Raw genomic sequence first — 18,761 nt, forward strand, 5'->3', positions numbered from 1 at the left:
TTTAGCAGGGAGATCAAATGGTATGTAATCGCTTTAGCAATTCCTTTTTTACAGGTTTAATAATGGGAATAGCTTTTTTGCCGATCACGATATGGCTTGTAGCAATTTCTTTGATCTGGGAAATATTAATGATATAAGACCTGTGGATCCTTAAAAAGTGTTTTGCCGGAAGTTTATTGTCCATCTCTTTTAAAGTTATAACCAGTAAATATTCCTTGTTATTCGTGAAAATGCGACAATAGTTACGTTCAGCTTCAATATAAAGTATGTCTGTAATATCTACTTTTACCATTGAGTTTAAATGTCTTACAAAAATACAGTCGTTCAATATGGTTGCATCGGTATTTTGAGACGTTGATTTTTCATTATTTTCATCCTTAAGACCTACTTGAGAGATTGTTAATTCTATAGCCCTTTGAAGATCTAGTTTTTTAAAGGGTTTAGCAATAAAACCATACGGATGCGTTTCTTTTGCCCGATTGAAATGAGCGTCATCGGCATTTGCAGTTAAGTAGATAATAGGAATATCGTGGGTTTTTTGCATTGCCAGCGCAGTTTCTATTCCATCCAGTTCACCTTTAAGATTGATATCGAGCAATAAAATATCCGGGGTTTCAGATTGTATATGCATTAAAGCCTCTTCCCCTCGTGGAATTATTCCGGTAACCTCGTAACCTAATTCATTTAACTGAAGTGAAATATTAGCAGCGATGATCATTTCATCTTCTACAATTAGTATTTTAGTTTTATCACTCATTAGGCGCTTTTTCTGATTAAAAAGTCAAATTCAATGTGAGTCCCTTCATCATTTCGCTCTATCATTTTTCCATTGAGTTGCTGGGTTAACAGTTGTACTAGTTGTGAACCAAAACCAGTACCTTTTGGCGCTAGACCATTTGTTTTCCCAACTCCATTATCTCTAACCAGAAGTTTTAAGTTTTGATCAGTTTCCATTTCCAGGCTTATATTTATGATTCCCTGCTGTTGTTTTGGGAAGGCATATTTTAAGGCATTGGTGAGCAATTCGTTTACAATAAGACCAATAGGGACTGCAGTGTCTACGTCCAGGTCCAGGTTGTCCATGGCACATTCTATTTTCACCCGGTCTTCGGCATTAAAAGTGTCCAGAATACCTTCACTTAGATTAAGGAAATAGTCTTTCATTTCTATACTTCCCAGGTTCGTTCCCTGATACAATTTTTGATGAATGATCCCCATGGATTGCACCCGGTTCTGGCTGGCGATCATCGCGTCTTTTGTAGCAGAATCTTCTATCTGGGCAGATTGCAGGGCGATGAGGCTTTTAACCATTTCCAGGTTGTTCTTGACACGATGGTGGATCTCTTTCAGCAATAATTCATTTTCGGCATTTTTAGCTCTGATAATTCTGGTGGCTTTTTTACTCTTATTAAAGAAATAAAGAAGGGATAATAAAAAGACGAACAACAATGAGGCGATAACAATAAAAAGTGTTTGGGTCTTACTTTTCTGATCTATCAAAGCTGCCTGAGATGCTAAAGCTTCATCCTTCTTTTCTGTTTCATATTTGATGGCCATCTCAGATTCAATGTTTTCGATCTTGCCTTCAAGCATTTTTTTAGAGTTAGCGTAGGCCTTATCTTTATATAAAAGAGCATTTTCAAAATCTCCCAGATTGGTATACACCTCTGCCAGATCTAAATAGGGTTGGATAATTCCACTTTGATCCTTGTCTTCATAAGCATTCACGCCGGCTAAAAGATGATCTAAAGCCTGTTCATAGTTTTGCTGTAAAAGATAGATCTGTCCAATTTCTGTCCTGTAGGTTGTACAGCGCTCTTCGCCAACATGCTTTTTACACAAATCCCATGCAGCCATATAATCTTTTAAGGCATTGTCATAATCTTCGGCTTTCACATAGACTTCTCCACGGTACGAATATGCTCTAACCGGGATGAAAATTTGGTCTGGCGCTTTTGTTCTAACAATTTCAAGACAGTCCTCGGTAGCTTTATATGCTTTTTCATATTCTCCCAGTTCCCCGTAGCCTATGATTAAATTGAATTGTGCGATAGCCAATCCGCTGTAATTTTCGGATTTCTCTAATAATGGAATCGCTTGATTGGTATAGTATATAGATTTTTCATAATCTTCCATCACCCGGTATTTTACGCCCAGGGTGCGATAGGCGCTTCCCAGGCCGGCATCGTCATTTAATTCTTCATACAATTCAATGGATTTGAACAAAACCTCCTGTGCCTTATCTAATTGACCAGTGTTCAGATAATCTATAGCCAGTGAGCGGTAAGTATCGGCGATCTTTTTGGGATCGTCGCTCTTTATATGATATTCTAAAGCTTTTTCAGCATGATAAACTACAGAGTCTGGAGAGAAAAGGCCATTATAGGCGTGCCAGTTGGCTAATGATTCATGAATTTTGGCAATTAAAGTATCATTCTCTGTCCTTAAACCTCGCCTTAAAGTTTCAAGGCCTATGGCGTGAAATTCCTCTAAATTTTCTCCGGCAGTAGAATTTGCGTTCATCCAGGATAGGACCGAATCTATAGGTTGTTCATTGAGATTTTGCTCGCTTAAATCTCCAGATTGTGAAAAACCGAAAATTGAAAAAAAACAAACCAGTAAAAATGTGGAAATTATTTTAAGCATACTTTTGAAAGAACGGGTTGTGAAAATCTCTGGATTCAATTTTAAATATACTGAAATTACTTATAATTATATCTCTCACTTAAGTATAAGTATTTGAATAGCAGTTTATTTCGGATATCTGCTCTAATACCCGCAAGAAATTTTTGAATTCCTGGCATTTCAGGAAATTATTTCCTGATAATAAAGGCAGTCAGACTTATTTTGTTCAGTTTTAAATAAGGCCGGCACCCAAAGCAAGTGAAACAATAATTAATAATATAGCTACAATTACCTGGATGAATCTTAGGGTCACTTTTTTCAAAAGCCTGTTTCCAAAATAAGATCCGGCAATGCCAGATAGGGTTGCACAAAATAGCAAGCCTAAATTGTCGGTAAGTTCAGACTTTATAAATCGTGTGGCGTATACGCTTAACCTCGTGAAATCTACAAAAGTTGAAACCACTACGGCAGTTCCAATAAAGGCTTCTTTGGAAAGCCCAGCCTTAATAAGAAAGGCGCTTCTCAAGGCGCCCTGATTTCCTGATAGTCCACCAAAGAAACCGCTCAATGCTCCACCTATAGGTAATTTGCTTTTTCCGAACTTTAAATTGTTGAGGTACGGAATTAGATCAAAACTTGCGAAAATGATGAGTAGAATTGATATCAGGAATTTAGTAGGATAAACTTCAAAATGGGATCCAAAGGCAGTATAAGAAAACAAAGGTTCAGTGGAGGGAATGTTGACCAGGATCCAGGAACCAATAATAGCGGCAATCACTGCGGGAATACCAAATCTTATCAAGACATCTTTGTCTGCATTCCTGCCTACCAGGCTTACCTTATAAATATTGTTGAAAAAATGCACCACACCTGTTAGCGCAATAGCTAATTCAACAGGAAAGAATAGCATAAAGAGAGGTGTGAGTATAGTGCCTAGTCCAAAACCTGAAAAAAAGGTTAGAATGGCAACCAGGAAAGCCGCAATCGAAATGATTATAATTTCCATTGATTATTTATTGATGAAAGACCAACTTTTTCAAAACCCTCTAAATATCCTTTTAATTGAAATTAGGATAGCTTCTAAATTAGGAAATTATATAACACCTCAATCTAACTTTTGCCTTCCTAAAAACAAGATAGTCTATCACTTGGAACTAAGCATAATTAGAAAAACTCTGGCACGGAATTCCAGTTTAAAATTAGGTAAATAAAACAGGCTTTAGGCCTTTTTAAAATCTCCTAATTGAATTATATTCCCGGCCGATCTTTAATTGAAGAATATGAAAGAGCAAAATGTAAGTGTGTATTTAGAAGATGTACTTGAAAATATGCCGATAGACTGGGTTAAGCTTACAACCCACCGCTTAGATATTTATAATGAATCCCTCGCAAAAACTGAATTTCTGGAGAGATTTGAAGAATTATATCAAAGCAATAATGCTGAAAAAGCAGCCTTGAGCGAACTGCCTACAGCTTTCGATTACATCAGGCTGGGACATCCTTTATCGACAGTTCTGGAATGGGGTATAGCAAAAATGAATGGTCTTAAAGCAGATAATGTAATAAGTTTTTCCTCCCGAATGATGCCGGTTTTGGCAATTCTAAGAAAGAATCTTTTTGATGATAAAAATACCCAGATCTTTTATAAAGGCGAGCTACCGGGATTTTTTGATTTCGAATCTCTGAAGCAGGTTTATGGATATTCTTTTGAAATAAAGCAGGTAAACAAAATTGAAGATATCCCGGAATTTGACGGGAGTACTGTTTTCATTTCAAATCAGGATGATCTGAAACAGCTACCTCTAGATCCAAAGATCGATTTCTATGTGAGCCTGCAGGCTGAACTGGGAAGTGTAATCATGGTGAATGGTTCTGAAAACGAGAAATATATTGCCGAAATCCAGCATGTAAGAAGAAGAGAAAGCATTGCCATGACCCCGGCAGATTGCCATACAGCATTACTACAATTATTAGGGAAATCGGGATCTGTAAAAGCAAACAATTATCAAGGAGATAAGGCTAAGGTTGTAGACTCGGTTCATAAGATCACTGCAACCAATTCTAAAGTTCTTCTTGGTTCCTGCGGACTTTCTGTTCAATATGCTATTATGATGGGGCTTATTGATGATGCCATCGAAAAGCACCCTGGAAAAACCATAAATATCATTGTGCCTCCAAACTGTTATGGAGGAACGAACGACCAGGCTAGGAGAGTAGCTGCCTGTCTTGATAATGTTGAAATCGTTGACCTCCCGGTTGATGGTGATAATGATATGGTGCAAAGTACAGACCAGGTTTTAGACCAGGTAGCAAAAGCCGGTGCAATACCATATATCATTGCAGAGATACCTACGAATCCAAGGGTTGAAGTTCCCGATCTTGAGAAATTAAGGCAGGTTCTAACTAAGGAGAGAAATAATGCGAACGGGGAAAAGGCAGTGGAGCCGGTTTTTATTTTAGATCAAACATTCTGTCCTAACGTTCAGTTCTGCGGAAAGGACGGAATACTTTCTGAAGTAAAAACGATATCCTATGTAAGCGGATCCAAATTTCCAAGTGGAGGTAGATGTACTGCCGGTTATTGTGTAGCTAACACAAAAGCTGAAGAACTAATGGATAAATTAGATAAGCATTTGAGGTTATGTGATAACGAAGCTACTGGTCTACAAGTAGAAATACTGGCAGAACAACTACCATCGATGAATCAGAGGATCAAAGATGCTTATAAGAATACGCGTGAATTCGTAAGCTTTATAGAAGAAACATTGCCTGAAGCAAAGATAAATTTTGTTTCAGAAGATCTGGCGGAAGAAGGATTTACACCTTCCGTATTTTCTTTAGACCTCCCAACAAAAGGGGAAACAGAGGAAGAAAGGGAGACTTACAAAAGAGTACTGAATAATAAACTCATCAATATGATGATTGGTGAAATTCCTAATGAAAGTAAGTATTGTGTGAGTTACGGGCAGCTAAGAGGCTGTTACTGGACGATACCCGCAACTTCCACCCAAGGAACCACTAAGGAAGATGACAAGGATTACATAGCCCGGGTTTCAGTTTCTCCAAACCTGGATCTCGAATTGCACAAGAAAGTCTTTGCAGATTTTGTGAAGGAGATTTAATAATGGCTCAGTAATCGAACTTAAAATTTTGATGTTAAATATTTTATAATTGTTTAATTAATTACAAAATAAATTAAACAAAAATATTATCTTTATTTTGTTGAAAGTTAGAAATATAAGCATGATTTAATAAGTTTTCGCGAAACTGTTAAATCAAATTTACAAGAATAAAGACATGCGCGTTGCAACAAAAAAAATCCTGCAGGATACGTCCAGCAGGATTTTTTTAGTTTAATCCGCTTCATAATTGAAGTGGACATTATAGCTGAATTACTAGCTATACTATAGCCAGATTTTTCGTCAGAAGTTCATTCTGAAAAGCCTGTAATCCTTCACCGGCTTTGATTGGATGGCCAAGTTCAATTAACGCACGTTCTAAGGAACTGAGCACGGCAATTAGGTCGTTCGAAGAGACCGATCCCAAATGGCCAATTCTAAAATAGGATGTCTTTAATTCCGGCAATAAACCTCCGGCAAGGATCACCCCGTCTTTAGTTAACTTTGCGAGCAAAGCAGACCCATCAATTCCTTCTGGATAATAAGCTGCCGTAAGTGTATTCGCTGAAATTTCATTAGATTCTGGTAAAAAATCGAATTGTAGCGCAGCCAACCCGGCCCTGAAAGCTCTCGCCAGTTCGCGATGTCTTTTCACCCTAGTTTCCATGCCTTCCTTTTGAATTATTCTCAGACTCGTTTCCAGAGCCACGATTAAATTTACGGGAGGTGTGCCAAAGTAAGAAGGTCTTCGTTCTTCATAAGCTTTCATAATAGGTAACCAGTTATTCCAGTCGCCAAAATAACTGCCTACGGGTGTCTTTCTATTATTCCAGACTTGCATGGCTTTTTCGGAAGCGACCAATAGGGCCAGGCCGGGAGGAACCCCTATAGCTTTTTGAGATCCGGTTAATACCACATCGATTCCCCAATCATCCTGGTTAATCTCTTCTCCGGCGACAGAACAGACGCCGTCTAAAATACTCAGGCAATTATATTTTTGAGCCAGTTTCGCAATGGGTTCCGGATCTACTCGAACTCCGGTTGAGGTGTCTACATGAGTCAGCGTTAAAGCCTTGTATGCGTTGTATTTTAATTCATTTTCGATTGCATCAAGATTTACCACCTCACCGACAAGCGCTTCTAAAATGGTGGTTTTCGCACCATATCTATCCATGATGTCCTTATAGCGTTTGCCAAAATATCCGGTCGAGATGATCAAAACCCGGTCATCTTTTTCAACCAGGTTAGCGGCTGACATATCCATGGCTAAAGTTCCGGTTCCGGCAACGATGAAAGGTTGTCCTTTCGGAGACTTCCAGACTTCTCTCATCAGCTCGATACTTTTTCCGAAGCTTTCAATAAATTCTGGAGCCACATGACTGGTTGTAGCTTTGGCCATGGCATGAAGTACTGCCGGTTCAAATTCTATGGGGCCGGGGATCATTAATAATTTTCTGCCTTTCATAATTCTAGTTATTCTGTTTTCTACTTTAAATCATTCGTCACCCTGAATTTATTTCAGGGTCTCACTTTCAGGTTAACTTTCATAAGATTGAGTTTCTTGGTTAACAAACGAAAGCAGAAAAGCCCAAGGCGTGAAATTGAACGCCTTGAGCTTTCCATGGGATTTATTTATCCATCACCAGTTCACGTTTCGCGGTTTTTTTCTTTTCAGCAAACTGGTTGCTGGTGTTTTTCTCTCCACCGGCTTTAAGCGCTTTTTCACCTGCAAAGAAGGTCTTATGATCATCTCCCAGGTCTGATCCTGCCATACGCTGGTGTTTCACACAGGAAACTCCTTTACGGATCTCCTGTCTTTGCACACCTTCCACATAGGCTAGCATTCCGTCTTCAGAAAAATAACCTCTGGTAAGATCGTTCATGTGTAATGCCGTGGTATGGTAAGTAGGAAGGGTAATAAGGTGGTGGAAAACCCCTGCTTCCTTCGCGGCATCTTTCTGAAAGGTCTTGATCTTTTCATCTGCACGATGACAAAGTTCAGATCCATCATATTCAGCATCCATCAGGTTATTTCGGTCATAAGCCGTCATATTCTCACCTTCGACAAGCATTTCTTCGTAAGCCTGGTTGCGGAAGTTGAGCGTCCAGTTAAAAGAAGGAGAGTTGTTATAGACCAGTTTAGCGTTTGGAACCACTTCTTTTACGCGGTTCACCATATGCGCGATCTGTTTAACATTAGGCGTGGGAGTTTCTATCCATAACAGGTCTGCTCCATTTTGCAGACTGGTGATACAGTCTAAAACCACGCGGTCTATATTAGAACCATCTTTGAATTTATAGAGTCCGTTAGGCAGTCGAACCGGGCGCACCAGTTTACCATCTCTTTTTAAAAGCACATCGTCTTCACGGGCATCTTCAATAGCTATAGTTTCAGCTTCTACAAAGGCCAGGTATTTTGAAGCCAGGTCACCTTCTTGCTGACTTACCGGTAACTTCTGGGTCAAACCGGCACCTTCAGAATCTGTCCGGGCTACGATAACCCCATCTTCAACTCCCAATTCCAGGAATGCATATCTTACCGCATTCAGTTTGGTAATAAAATCCTCATGTGGTACGGTAACTTTCCCGTCCTGGTGCCCACATTGCTTCGCATCTGAAACCTGGTTCTCGATCTGTATGGCGCAGGCTCCGGCTTCGATCATTTGCTTGGCCAGAAGGTAAGTGGCCTCCTCGTTTCCAAAACCGGCATCGATATCGGCAATTATAGGTACTATATGAGTTTCGAAATTATCGATCTCCTCCTGCACATCTTCTCCTTTTTCCAGTCTTTTAAAAAGGTCGTTCAGTTCCACGGCATCTGCCTGGCGAAGGAAATCATAGATCTCTTTGATTAGAGAAGGAACCGCTGTTTTTTCATGCATTGATTGATCTGGCAATGGTCCGAATTCTGAACGCAAAGCGGCAACCATCCAGCCAGACAGGTATAAATATTTCTTATTCGTTGTTTTGTGATGTTTCTTTATGGCGATCATATTTTGTTGCGCCACAAAGCCATGCCAGCTACCAAGCGATTGGGTGTATTGAGAATGATCCTGGTCGTATTCGGCCATATCCTTTCTCATGATGGCGGCGGTGTATTTCGCAATATCCAAACCGGTTCTAAAGCGATTCTGGGTGATCATTCTGGCGGCATTTTCCGGGTTAATGGAATTCCAGCTTTCCCCGTATTTCTGTTTCAGGTTTTGAACCTTTTCCAGGGCAGATTGATACTGAGTTTGCGATAAATTTTTCATAATTTTGCGTTTGATTATTGAATTTTTCTGAAATTTTGATAATTAGGTCTCGCAATCTATGGCAGTAGTTGCGAGACATTTTTTATAGGTATTTATACGCCGGAAGCGTTAAGAATTCTTCGAATCTTTCTGAAATGGCCAGTTTATCGAAGAGTTTGAAGGCTAATTCAAACCTGGTGTTCTTTTTAATATTTGACTCTCCGTATTCGGTAAGTATCTTTTCCACTTCATCGTCGAAAATATCGATGTAAAGCTCCATATTGAATTTTCTCCCGTCTTCCAGGACCACTTCATTTTTTAACCATTGCCATAACTGGGTCCTGGAGATCTCAGCCGTAGCGGCATCTTCCATTAAATTGTAAAGTGCCACCGCACCATATCCGCGGAGCCAGGCTTCCATATAAAGGATACCAACATTAATGTTCTTTCTAATGCCGGTTTCGGTAACAGTTCCCTGCGGAATTTCAACCAGATCTTTTTCAGTTATCTGAACATCCTCACGCATTACGTTCAGCTGATTTGCCTCAGGCATATGCTTATTGAATTCGGTCATGGCAACTTCCACGAGCGCTGGATGCGCTACCCAGGTACCGTCATGGCCATTTTTCACTTCACGCTCTTTATCTTTTCGAACCTTTTCGATAGCGGCGGCATTCGCGCGATCATTATTTTTGATCGGAATTTGCGCAGCCATTCCTCCAATAGCCAGGATTCCGCGTTTATGACAACGCTGGATCACCAGTTTGGAATAAGCATCCATAAACGGAGAGGTCATGGTAACCTGATCACGGTTAGGCACCACAAAATCTTTATGGTTCCTGAATTTCTTGATATAGGAGAAAATATAATCCCAGCGACCGCAATTTAAACCTACGATATGATCTTTAAGTTCATAAATGATCTCGTCTAACTGAAAACTCGCGGTGATTGTTTCTACGAGGACGGTAGCTTTAAAAGTTCCTTTTGGGACCTCTAGGTATTCCTGAGCAAAATTGAATACCTCATTCCACCAGCGTGCTTCCAGGTAGTGTTCGAGTTTTGGAAGATAAAAATACGGAGCGGTGTCATTTTCCAGCATGGTCTTAGTATTATGGAAAACGTACAACCCAAAATCGAGCAGGCTGGCGGACACCTGCTGGTCATCAACCAGGAGATGTTTTTCATTTAGATGCAGACCCCTGGGGCGAACCAGAAGAACCGCGGTTTCATCGTTTAGCTGATAAGATTTCCCACGTTTGGCATCTGTAAGAGAAATGGTCTTTTTATTGGCATCGATCAGGTTGCGCTGACCTTCCATTACATTTTTCCAGGTAGGAGCGGTGCTGTCTTCAAGATCGGCCATAAAGGTTCTGGCTCCTGAATTCAAAGCGTTGATGATCATCTTTCTGTCAACAGGTCCGGTAATTTCTACCCGCCTGTCCTGAAGGTCTTTCGGGATCTCTCCGGCTTTCCAGTCACCCTCGCGTATGGCTTTTGTTTCAGATGGAAACTCTGGCAAATTACCTTTATCAAAATGTTTCTGCTGTTCCTTTCTTTTTTCCAGAAGCGATAAACGCTGAGCATTAAATTTCTCATGAAGTTCGACGATAAAATCGAGAGCTTCGTTGGTTAAAATCTCAGGGTAGTAATTGGTTACTTCTTTTCCAAAGTTTAGGTCGGAAATTTTTAATGATGTGGTTTCCATAGTTTTAATGTTTTATAGGACAATATTAAAACAAAGAATTTAATAAAACAAGCGAACGTTCGCTAAAAGAGTAAATTCGCATTTTAAGGTATTTCGCAGAATTGTCTATATTTGAAATATGGAGGAAGATTATATCAAACTGATCTTTGGCTTGAAGCTAAAGCAGATAAGGACCGAGAAGAATTTATCCCTGTTTGGATTATCCAAACTTTCGGGCTTATCAAAGTCATATTTGAATGAAATAGAAAATGGAAAAAAATATCCCAAACCGGATAAAATTGCCTTGCTTTCAGATAAATTAGAGGTGCCATATGATCAAATGGTGTCCTTAAAGCTGGATAAAAATCTAGCTCCGATAGGGGAGTTGCTTCAGTCAAAAATCTTAAAGGAAATTCCGCTAGACCTTTTTGGCATCAAGGAAAGTAACCTTATAGATATAGTCTCTAATGCCCCGGCGAAGGTGAATGCCTTTATTAGTACCATAATTGAAATTGCTAAGCATTATAACTTTAGCAGGGAAAGTTTTTTCCTGGCTTCAGTACGATCATTCCAGGAAGCGAACAATAATTACTTTGATGACCTGGAACAGCAGGTGCTCAAGTTTGCTAAAGCTTACCAGGTTGATCTCAGCAAATCACCTACCTCAAAAGAACTAGAGGAGATTTTGATCGAGGAATATGGCTATAAAATCAATGAAAGTGAACTGGCTAAATATGAGGACCTGGAAAGCCTCAGATCTGTTTTTATTCCTAAGACCAATACTTTATTACTGGCTGATGGAATTGATGAAGCCCAGAGGACCTTCATTTATGCCAAGGAGATCGCCTATAATTTTCTGGGAATTTCAGATAGGCTACATTCTTTTCCCTGGATCAAATTTGAAAGGTTCGACCAGGTTTTGAATAATTTTTATGCTTCCTATTTTGCCGGAGCACTGGTTATCCCGAAGGAAGAACTGACCTTAAAACTGGAACAACTTTTTGAAAAGGAAATTTTCGATGCGGAGTTGTTCATGAAAATGCTTAACGGATTCAATGCTTCGCCGGAGACCTTCTATCAACGTTTAACCAACATACTTCCAAAAGCTTTCAATATAAAGAACCTGTTCTTTTTAAGAATTACGCACCGGGCAAATAGCGGTAAATATTATTTGAATAAAGAACTGCATTTAACTCACCATCATTCCCCGAGGGCGAATGAAACCAATGAGCATTACTGCAGGCGCTGGATGTCCCTGAAAGTTCTTGAAGACATAGCCAAATCTGGTAATTCCCATGAATTTGGTATTCAGATCTCCAATTATCCCAGTCATGAGAACCGGTACCTTATCTTTTCATCGGCTACCCAGGATCCTTTCCGGGAGAACCAATATAGAAGCATAAGTATCGGGTTGCTTTTGAATAAACAACTGGAACGAAAGGTGAAATTTCTTGAAGATGAAAATATCATCCGGAAAGATGTTGGGGTGACTTGTGAACGTTGTGCTATTCAAGATTGTGAGGTGCGCCAGGCTCCGGCCATCGTCCTGAAAAAACGAGAAAAGAATAGAAAGATCGAGTCTATTGTGGATGAGTTAACGGACAAGTTTCAGGTTTAGAATTTTTGGCTAAACTGAAAGCCAGTATCAAATCTTTTTATAGAGGATCAATCCAATAAATATCAATACAAATAATATTGAGATCAGGATCACCGTCCTCCAGAAGAGTTTATCTATGATATCCTCAGTCCGGTCAAACGTTGCGTCAATACTTTGGTTAGTCAAAGCATTCAGATCCTTAAAACTAGCTTCCCGTTGAGTGCTTATTTGTTCAGATATTTCTGCCAGAACGATCGCTCTTTCTTTTTTGATCTCCTCCAGGATAATTTCACGTTCCATGCTTAGAGCCTGCAGCACTGCTATTCGCTCACCACTTATGTCCTTAAAGGCTGCCTCCCGTTGGTTATCGATCAAATCTGGGCTCGATTCCAATACCAATACCGTTCTTTCCAATAAGTTCGAGATAGAGTCAAAGCGACTGTTTAATTCAGCATTTGTCAACGCGTTATCGATCAGGAATTCAGATTCCCAGCGCACCTGTTTTGGTAAAACTTCCATATATGAACCGAGTTGAGCGCGCATCTTATCCAGGCCTTGTGACATGTCTTCTGCCAGTCTTTTAAACGTAACTTTCTCGGCATTTTGAATTTTTGTCATCACAGGGATCGTAGATTGCCTCACAAAATACGAGCTGGTAAGGGGATGTTTTTCGGCAAAATCGGTAACGATCCTGGCTCCTTCAGAAATATCATTATCGGGCACCAGGTTACGGCCAATATCCAGCAGATCTTCCCAAAGCGAATTCACAGTACTTATGGCAATATCCTGCTGCTCACCAAATAGGTCCTTTCCAGCGCCTTTTTCAAAATACAGTTTCATTTGGTATGTAAAAACTGCAATATCAATGTATCCCAGGAAGGGATCAGAGTTATAAATAGCGGTATTGGCAACGGGAATGGAATTCATTTTCCAGACCAGGGCTTCCCTATCCACGGCGGGATCTTGAGAAGCTTTTATGATATTGTCGGCCGACTCGATTATGCTCCGCTCAAACCTGTAAAAGAAGTCGTTCATTGTTGAGCTCAACTCCTGTTGTGAGATTTCAATTTCTCCTCCGCCCGGACCAACCGACTTCTTTTTTTTCTGTGCGGTGCAGCCCTGAATACCGAATACCAGGATTAGAAATATCGAGAAAATGAAGCGCATTCTATGAGAGAAATTAGAACTGCTATGTACCATGGTGTCGCCATTTAATGATTGATATCTTTCAGTAAGGCAGAAATGAATATGCGCCTTAGTTTGTTAATTCCAAAGTCATTTCCAATTGGAATTGAATTTCTTCCTCTTCATCTATTTATCCGCCACTTTCCTTCAATATCCTGATTCAGTCTCCCAGTGCGATGCAATAGGATATCGTTCCTTTTTTACAATTCTATTCCGATCATTTTAAAATGAAAGTTCATAGTGTGCTGATTTTCAGCTTATAAAAGATATAAAATAAATAGGAATTAAGTCGAAAAATTAAATAGGAAGGGCTAAGTGGAGGGAGAGTAGTTGATTTTATCTTTCCTTATGTCCATCCTTATGGTCTGAGCGAATTAAAACAGAGAAATCCTGCCGAAATTTATTCGAGCAGGATTTCTCTGTTCTAAATAGCAAGGCATTTGTTAATGATTGTGGAGTCGGAGGGAAGGACCGTTTTTAAAAGTTTATCGTATCCCTCTTCAACAAATTTTAACATTGAAGTCTGATATCTATAATAGTTCAATATGAAATTTTTATATCAATTGAAGGTCCTTCATAATAGAAATCAAATGAGGATTTGTATTCGCGTTAAACTCTTCTCGCAAATCCTTCAGCTTTTTTTCAATAGCACTTTTACTATTTGGTTTGATGTTTTGACTTTTCAGTTCTTGTTCTATCTGATCCTGGGTTAAACCGCTGGCCAGATACTTAACAATATTGATCTCAAAATCATTTAAGGTCAATACATTATTTTGTTTCAGGATTTTTTCAATAACCGGGGAATTATAGTTTTCACCTTTGCTTAAATTCAGAATAGCCTCCTTTAACTCCTTTAATCCTTTTCGATCTTTGCATACATACCCATCGATATTTCCCGAAGCCCATATATCTTTAACTGTTTGCGGATGATCTTCTATAGAATTGACTATTACTTTAAGCCCGGGATCTTCAGACTTCAATGCGGCTATAAGCTCCTTTCCAGATTTTAATTTTTCTTTGCGATGATCCTGTTTAAAGGAAAGATCACAGATGAGTAAATCGAAAGGTTCATTTTCCTGTGATGCTTTTTTTGCAAGGAGCCATGCTTTATCACAATATTGCGCATGGGCAACTTCAGGAATGTCAAGCTCTTTCAAAACAGATGCTACGGCATGGTTGATACTATCCATATCTTCTGCCACTAATACTTTTTTAAACATGCCGTTAAACTATATTGGAATTTGGACTAAAATTTTCAAGCCCTTATCCTGTTCAGTTTCAAAATTAAGTTTTCCTTTTATTGAAAAAATACGGTTTTCCATATTTTGGATCCCATTACCCGATCTCAGGTTTTCATTTGAAACTCCAATCCCGTTATCGGAATATTGAATTTTCAATAAATTCTTTTCTTCAGAAAATATAATGGCCACCAAACTGGCCTGGCTGTGTTTATTCATATTGATCATCATCTCCTGCAGAACTCTATAAAGAATGATCTTTTTCTCGGGACTAATGTCATTCCAGTTAATAGTTTCTTCACCCCTGAGAATAAGTCTCGTATTTTCTGAAATGGAAGAGCTAAGCGTAGATACTAAATGAGGCAAATAATTAACTCCCATGGGAATACTGCTGTTCTCCCTGGAAATATTACGGGTACGTTTATAAATATTTTCCAGTTTATCCATAGTATCATTTGGTGCAATATCCTGTATTCCGCTCATTACATTATAAACGTCATTGGCCAGCTCATCGTGGATCTTTTTAGAGATACGTGTCTCCGTACGATGGGCTTCCAGGATCTTTTCTCTTTTATGCCTCTGCCTTAAATAGTAAAATCCGAATCCGCCGCTAACCAAGATCAGCATTCCACCCAGGGATAAAATGATGGTCTGGTTTTTTAATTTTTCAGATTCTAATTGTTGTTTTACAGACTCTGCCTGAAGTTGATCTATTTCCTTTAATTTCTGTTCTTCGTCATATTTTATTTTAGCAAATACATTTTTAATTTTAGTGCGGGCAAGGTTAATACTATCATTAATCTTGAAATATGCAGAGGCATATTTGCTTCTTCTTTCCCCTTCTTCTAAAATTATCAGTAATTTTAATGCCTCTAATTCAGCTGTGGGATTACCAAACTTTCTAGCAGTAGCCAAGTATTTTTCAGCAAATTTTTTAGATATACCGGGATTGGTTTCTTGGTATATAGAGCTTAGGTGATAGTAACTGTTGATTAGACCTTCAATATCATCAAGATCCTCTCGCATCTTTGCAATTTTCTCCAGGTCTCTAGCTACATTTTTTCCGGAATCCAAAAATTGATTATAATAAAAATTATCAGCTAAAAGATGGTGAATTTTGGATGATTTCTCGGTCCTTTTGATTGCTGGAGATAGAAGCTCATTAGACTTTTTATAATCACCAATTCTTTTATAATTGATGGCAATATTATTAATAATGATAAGGCTATCTCTCCTAGTAGTTATATATTTTAGGGCTTCGCTATTTTCTTTTATCGAAGCATTATAATCCGTCAATTTAGAACTCGTAATGGCAATAATAGAATGAGCAGTAGCCTTAAAAGTAGAATCAGTATGGGGTAAAAACTTTAGAGCTTCTGTAGCATTGCTATGACTACCAGTGAAATCTCCAAGACGGTCCTGGGCATTTGCAAGTTCAACTAGCCTTCTACCAATATTAGAGGAGTCACCAAGTTTTTTAAAAAGGCTTTGTGATTTATACATATTTCTAAGCACCTGCTCATGCTTATCTAAATAAAGAAAGATTCTTCCTTTACGATAATAAGCCTTAGCCAAACTTGCAGTGTCTTTAAGCTTTTGAGCATTATTGATCATTAAATTAGCATAGTACAAAGAACTATCATGAGCTTTTTGTATGTTATGATAATAGATCTGATAATCTATAATCTCAAATAAGAGGGTATCTTTTTCTGATTGGATTTTTTTGGCTGCCAATGCTAGAAGATCTAACTTCTTATTTATATCAGTTTCTTGTTTGGCTTTATTGAAAATTTGATACGAGTAATCTTGCCTTATCTCTTGATCTTGGGAACTTCTTTTTGAGCAACTAACAATTATAAAAACTACAAAGAAAAGTAAGTGCCTCGCTTTAATCATGGGGCGAATTTAACCAAAAAGCTACAAATGAACTCACATTAAATTTGGGATCATTGCATTTAACTAATGGATATTGCACCTTTTTATGACACCTCCTGACGCTCTAAAGTCTAATCTTTTTTTAGCTGCGAATTCAACCCGTAATATATAATTGTCTGAAAAGCTTCAATAAGTCGCAGAATTATCATTTCATTGAGATTTACAGGTATTAGAATTCAAATGAACTATTCAGAAAGCGATAATTGGCTGTAACTACAAGTCAAATATTAATCAGACTCAGATTAGATAGATGAAAATTCCGTTATGGAGCTACTGTTCAAAGGTCAGTTAAAATCTTCCGGAGAATCTAGAGAAATTAAAGCTTTTTTAATCAAGATTCGAAGACTAATTTTTAATTCTTCATTGACCAAATTCACATCGAAAACCTCTCATTTTCTTAATAGAATATTAATTATTCATATTTTTTAATATTTCTTAATATCTCATATAAGATCTTTTTTAACTCAATAGCTGTAATAATCATTTTTACAGTTAATGTTTCTCTAAGCCGGTTTTATCCTGTAGATGTGTTAGGTAGTTTAGCAGGATGATTAACAAAAAAATATTCAACAATACGGCTACAGCATTCAGATTAAAATCTGATCTAGAACTTAAACGGGCAATTTTACTTTTTAGCGTTATGGGCAAACCTTTCCTGATCAAACCGGGAATAGCCCTGACAAAATTTGCTCTTAAGGCTAAATTGCCTGTTCAGCCGCTTATAAAAAATACCATTTTCGATCAGTTTTGCGGGGGAACCAGTATAGACGATTGCAAACCCATTATTAGAGAGATGGACGACGTGAATATGTCAAGTATCCTTGATTATTCTGTTGAAGGCAAAGAGGAAGAAGAAGAATTCGATTCAGCATTTAAGGTCAAAAAAGAACTTATAGCTTTTGCCAGCGAAGAGTCTGAAGTACCATTCGCAATCTTTAAACCTACAGCCCTGGGTCGTTTTGAAATATGGCACAAAGTAAGCAGCCATATAAGTCTTTCCGAAAAAGAAACTGCAGAATGGGATCGGGTCAAGGAAAGAGTGGAAGGTTTATGCGTAGAAGCAAAAAAATTCAATGTGAGGTTATACGCCGATGCTGAAGAGAGCTGGATGCAAGGTGCCGCTGATGATTTGATGGAAGAAATGATGCGGAAGTATAACCAGGACCAAGCCCTCATATTTAATACATTCCAGTGCTACCGATGGGACAGACTTGATTACCTGAAAGAATTACACCAAACTGCTCAGAAGGATAACTTTAAAATTGGCGCAAAGATCGTTCGCGGGGCATACATGGAAAAGGAGAACAAAAGGGCTAAGAAACGTGGCAAAAAGTCACCAATATGTAGAAATAAAGAAGCTACAGATGTCAGTTTCAATAGTGTGTTGGCTTATTGCCTGGATCATCTTGATGATATATCAGTATTTATTGGAACTCATAACGAAATGAGTAACTATCTGGCTTTACAAATTATGGAAGATCAGAATATAGCGAAAGATGATCCCAGAGTTTGGTTTAGTCAGTTATATGGTATGAGTGATCAGATTAGTTATAATCTGGCGGGAAAAGGATATAATACTGCCAAGCTAGTTCCTTTTGGTCCTGTTACAGATGTGGTGCCGTATTTGTTGCGTAGAGCTGAAGAAAATTCTTCTGTTGAAGGTCAGACCAACCGTGAATTGGTTCTGTTAAATGGAGAGATAGATAGGCGTAACGGAGAGGTTCAGAATAAAGAACAGGTTCCAGCTTAATTTTCTATTATTCGGTAAATAAAGTTGACAGAACTTTTAAGTCCAGGTATCTAAAAAACAAAAATCCCGCTTACAGAGAGTGGGATTTTTTATTGAGTTCGATACTTAAAAAAGTGGAGTCTAAGTGCCTGGCTGCGCCTCAACCTTTAACACCCATTCTGTAAATGCATCCGGCTGTCCTTACAGTCCAGGCGCCTTAAAAACAAAAAATCCTGCTCGAATAATTTCGGCAGGATTTTCTAGATTTAATCCGCAGCCCGGCTGCGCTTAATTGTGGAGTCGGAGGCTACTCTGGCTTAAATTGTTGGTCAATGAGAATTATTTATTATGTTGTTATAATACAGTGGTTTACGGCTGTTTTTTATGTCTTGTTATAAGTTTTAGTACTAACTAGA

12 protein-coding genes are annotated in these 18,761 nt (G+C 38.6%); 3 read left to right on the top strand and 9 right to left on the bottom strand.

Features of this window, described 5'->3' with window-relative positions:
- Positions 1 to 13 precede the first annotated feature (13 nt).
- The 3 genes from G3I01_RS08685 to G3I01_RS08695 form a co-directional block, all read right to left on the bottom strand.
- Positions 14 to 757, bottom strand: a complete 744-nt coding sequence (locus G3I01_RS08685; protein ID WP_219547000.1) for a response regulator — start codon at positions 755 to 757, stop codon at positions 14 to 16.
- A complete protein-coding gene (locus tag G3I01_RS08690; RefSeq protein ID WP_219547002.1) occupies positions 757 to 2,646 on the bottom strand; it encodes a histidine kinase dimerization/phosphoacceptor domain -containing protein in 1,890 nt (629 codons plus the stop codon). Before G3I01_RS08690 ends, G3I01_RS08685 begins: the two co-directional genes overlap by 1 nt.
- A gap of 211 nt (positions 2,647 to 2,857) precedes the next feature.
- A complete protein-coding gene (locus tag G3I01_RS08695) occupies positions 2,858 to 3,631 on the bottom strand; it encodes a sulfite exporter TauE/SafE family protein (RefSeq protein WP_219547004.1) in 774 nt (257 codons plus the stop codon).
- A gap of 274 nt (positions 3,632 to 3,905) precedes the next feature.
- Here G3I01_RS08695 and G3I01_RS08700 point away from each other — a divergent pair, with 274 nt between their 5' ends.
- Positions 3,906 to 5,747, top strand: coding sequence for a PLP-dependent transferase (locus G3I01_RS08700; RefSeq protein WP_219547006.1), 1,842 nt, complete (start codon positions 3,906 to 3,908; stop codon positions 5,745 to 5,747).
- Positions 5,748 to 6,024: 277 nt separating this feature from the next.
- Here the strand turns inward: G3I01_RS08700 and G3I01_RS08705 are convergent, their stop codons facing one another.
- From G3I01_RS08705 to aceB, 3 genes are all read right to left on the bottom strand, one after another.
- Positions 6,025 to 7,209: an alanine--glyoxylate aminotransferase family protein gene (locus G3I01_RS08705; protein WP_219547008.1), complete on the bottom strand. Its 1,185-nt coding sequence runs from the start codon at positions 7,207 to 7,209 to the stop codon at positions 6,025 to 6,027.
- A gap of 163 nt (positions 7,210 to 7,372) precedes the next feature.
- Positions 7,373 to 8,998 (bottom strand): isocitrate lyase, encoded by a 1,626-nt coding sequence (locus tag G3I01_RS08710; protein ID WP_219547010.1) that lies wholly within the window; start codon positions 8,996 to 8,998, stop codon positions 7,373 to 7,375.
- 82 nt (positions 8,999 to 9,080) lie between these two features.
- Positions 9,081 to 10,682 (bottom strand): malate synthase A, encoded by a 1,602-nt coding sequence (gene aceB, locus G3I01_RS08715; protein ID WP_219547012.1) that lies wholly within the window; start codon positions 10,680 to 10,682, stop codon positions 9,081 to 9,083.
- A 118-nt stretch (positions 10,683 to 10,800) separates the two neighbouring features.
- Here aceB and G3I01_RS08720 point away from each other — a divergent pair, with 118 nt between their 5' ends.
- Entirely contained in the window at positions 10,801 to 12,279 is a 1,479-nt protein-coding gene (locus tag G3I01_RS08720; RefSeq protein ID WP_219547013.1) for a helix-turn-helix transcriptional regulator, read from the top strand.
- 27 nt (positions 12,280 to 12,306) lie between these two features.
- On the opposite strand, the gene G3I01_RS08725 is transcribed toward G3I01_RS08720, so the two are convergent.
- The 3 genes from G3I01_RS08725 to G3I01_RS08735 all read right to left on the bottom strand — a co-directional run bounded on the left by G3I01_RS08725 (position 12,307) and on the right by G3I01_RS08735 (position 16,415).
- Positions 12,307 to 13,458: a hypothetical protein gene (locus tag G3I01_RS08725; protein WP_219547015.1), complete on the bottom strand. Its 1,152-nt coding sequence runs from the start codon at positions 13,456 to 13,458 to the stop codon at positions 12,307 to 12,309.
- Positions 13,459 to 13,997: 539 nt separating this feature from the next.
- Positions 13,998 to 14,663 (bottom strand): response regulator, encoded by a 666-nt coding sequence (locus G3I01_RS08730; RefSeq protein ID WP_219547017.1) that lies wholly within the window; start codon positions 14,661 to 14,663, stop codon positions 13,998 to 14,000.
- A gap of 9 nt (positions 14,664 to 14,672) precedes the next feature.
- The gene (locus G3I01_RS08735) at positions 14,673 to 16,415 is read right to left on the bottom strand and encodes an ATP-binding protein (RefSeq protein WP_219547019.1); all 1,743 of its coding nucleotides are present in this window, start codon (positions 16,413 to 16,415) and stop codon (positions 14,673 to 14,675) included.
- A gap of 748 nt (positions 16,416 to 17,163) precedes the next feature.
- Between G3I01_RS08735 and G3I01_RS08740 the strand changes: the two genes are divergently transcribed.
- The gene (locus G3I01_RS08740; protein WP_219547021.1) at positions 17,164 to 18,366 is read left to right on the top strand and encodes a proline dehydrogenase family protein; all 1,203 of its coding nucleotides are present in this window, start codon (positions 17,164 to 17,166) and stop codon (positions 18,364 to 18,366) included.
- The last annotated feature ends 395 nt before the right edge of the window (positions 18,367 to 18,761 follow it).

This window comes from Gramella sp. MT6 (assembly GCF_019357415.1).
Taxonomy (GTDB): domain Bacteria; phylum Bacteroidota; class Bacteroidia; order Flavobacteriales; family Flavobacteriaceae; genus Christiangramia.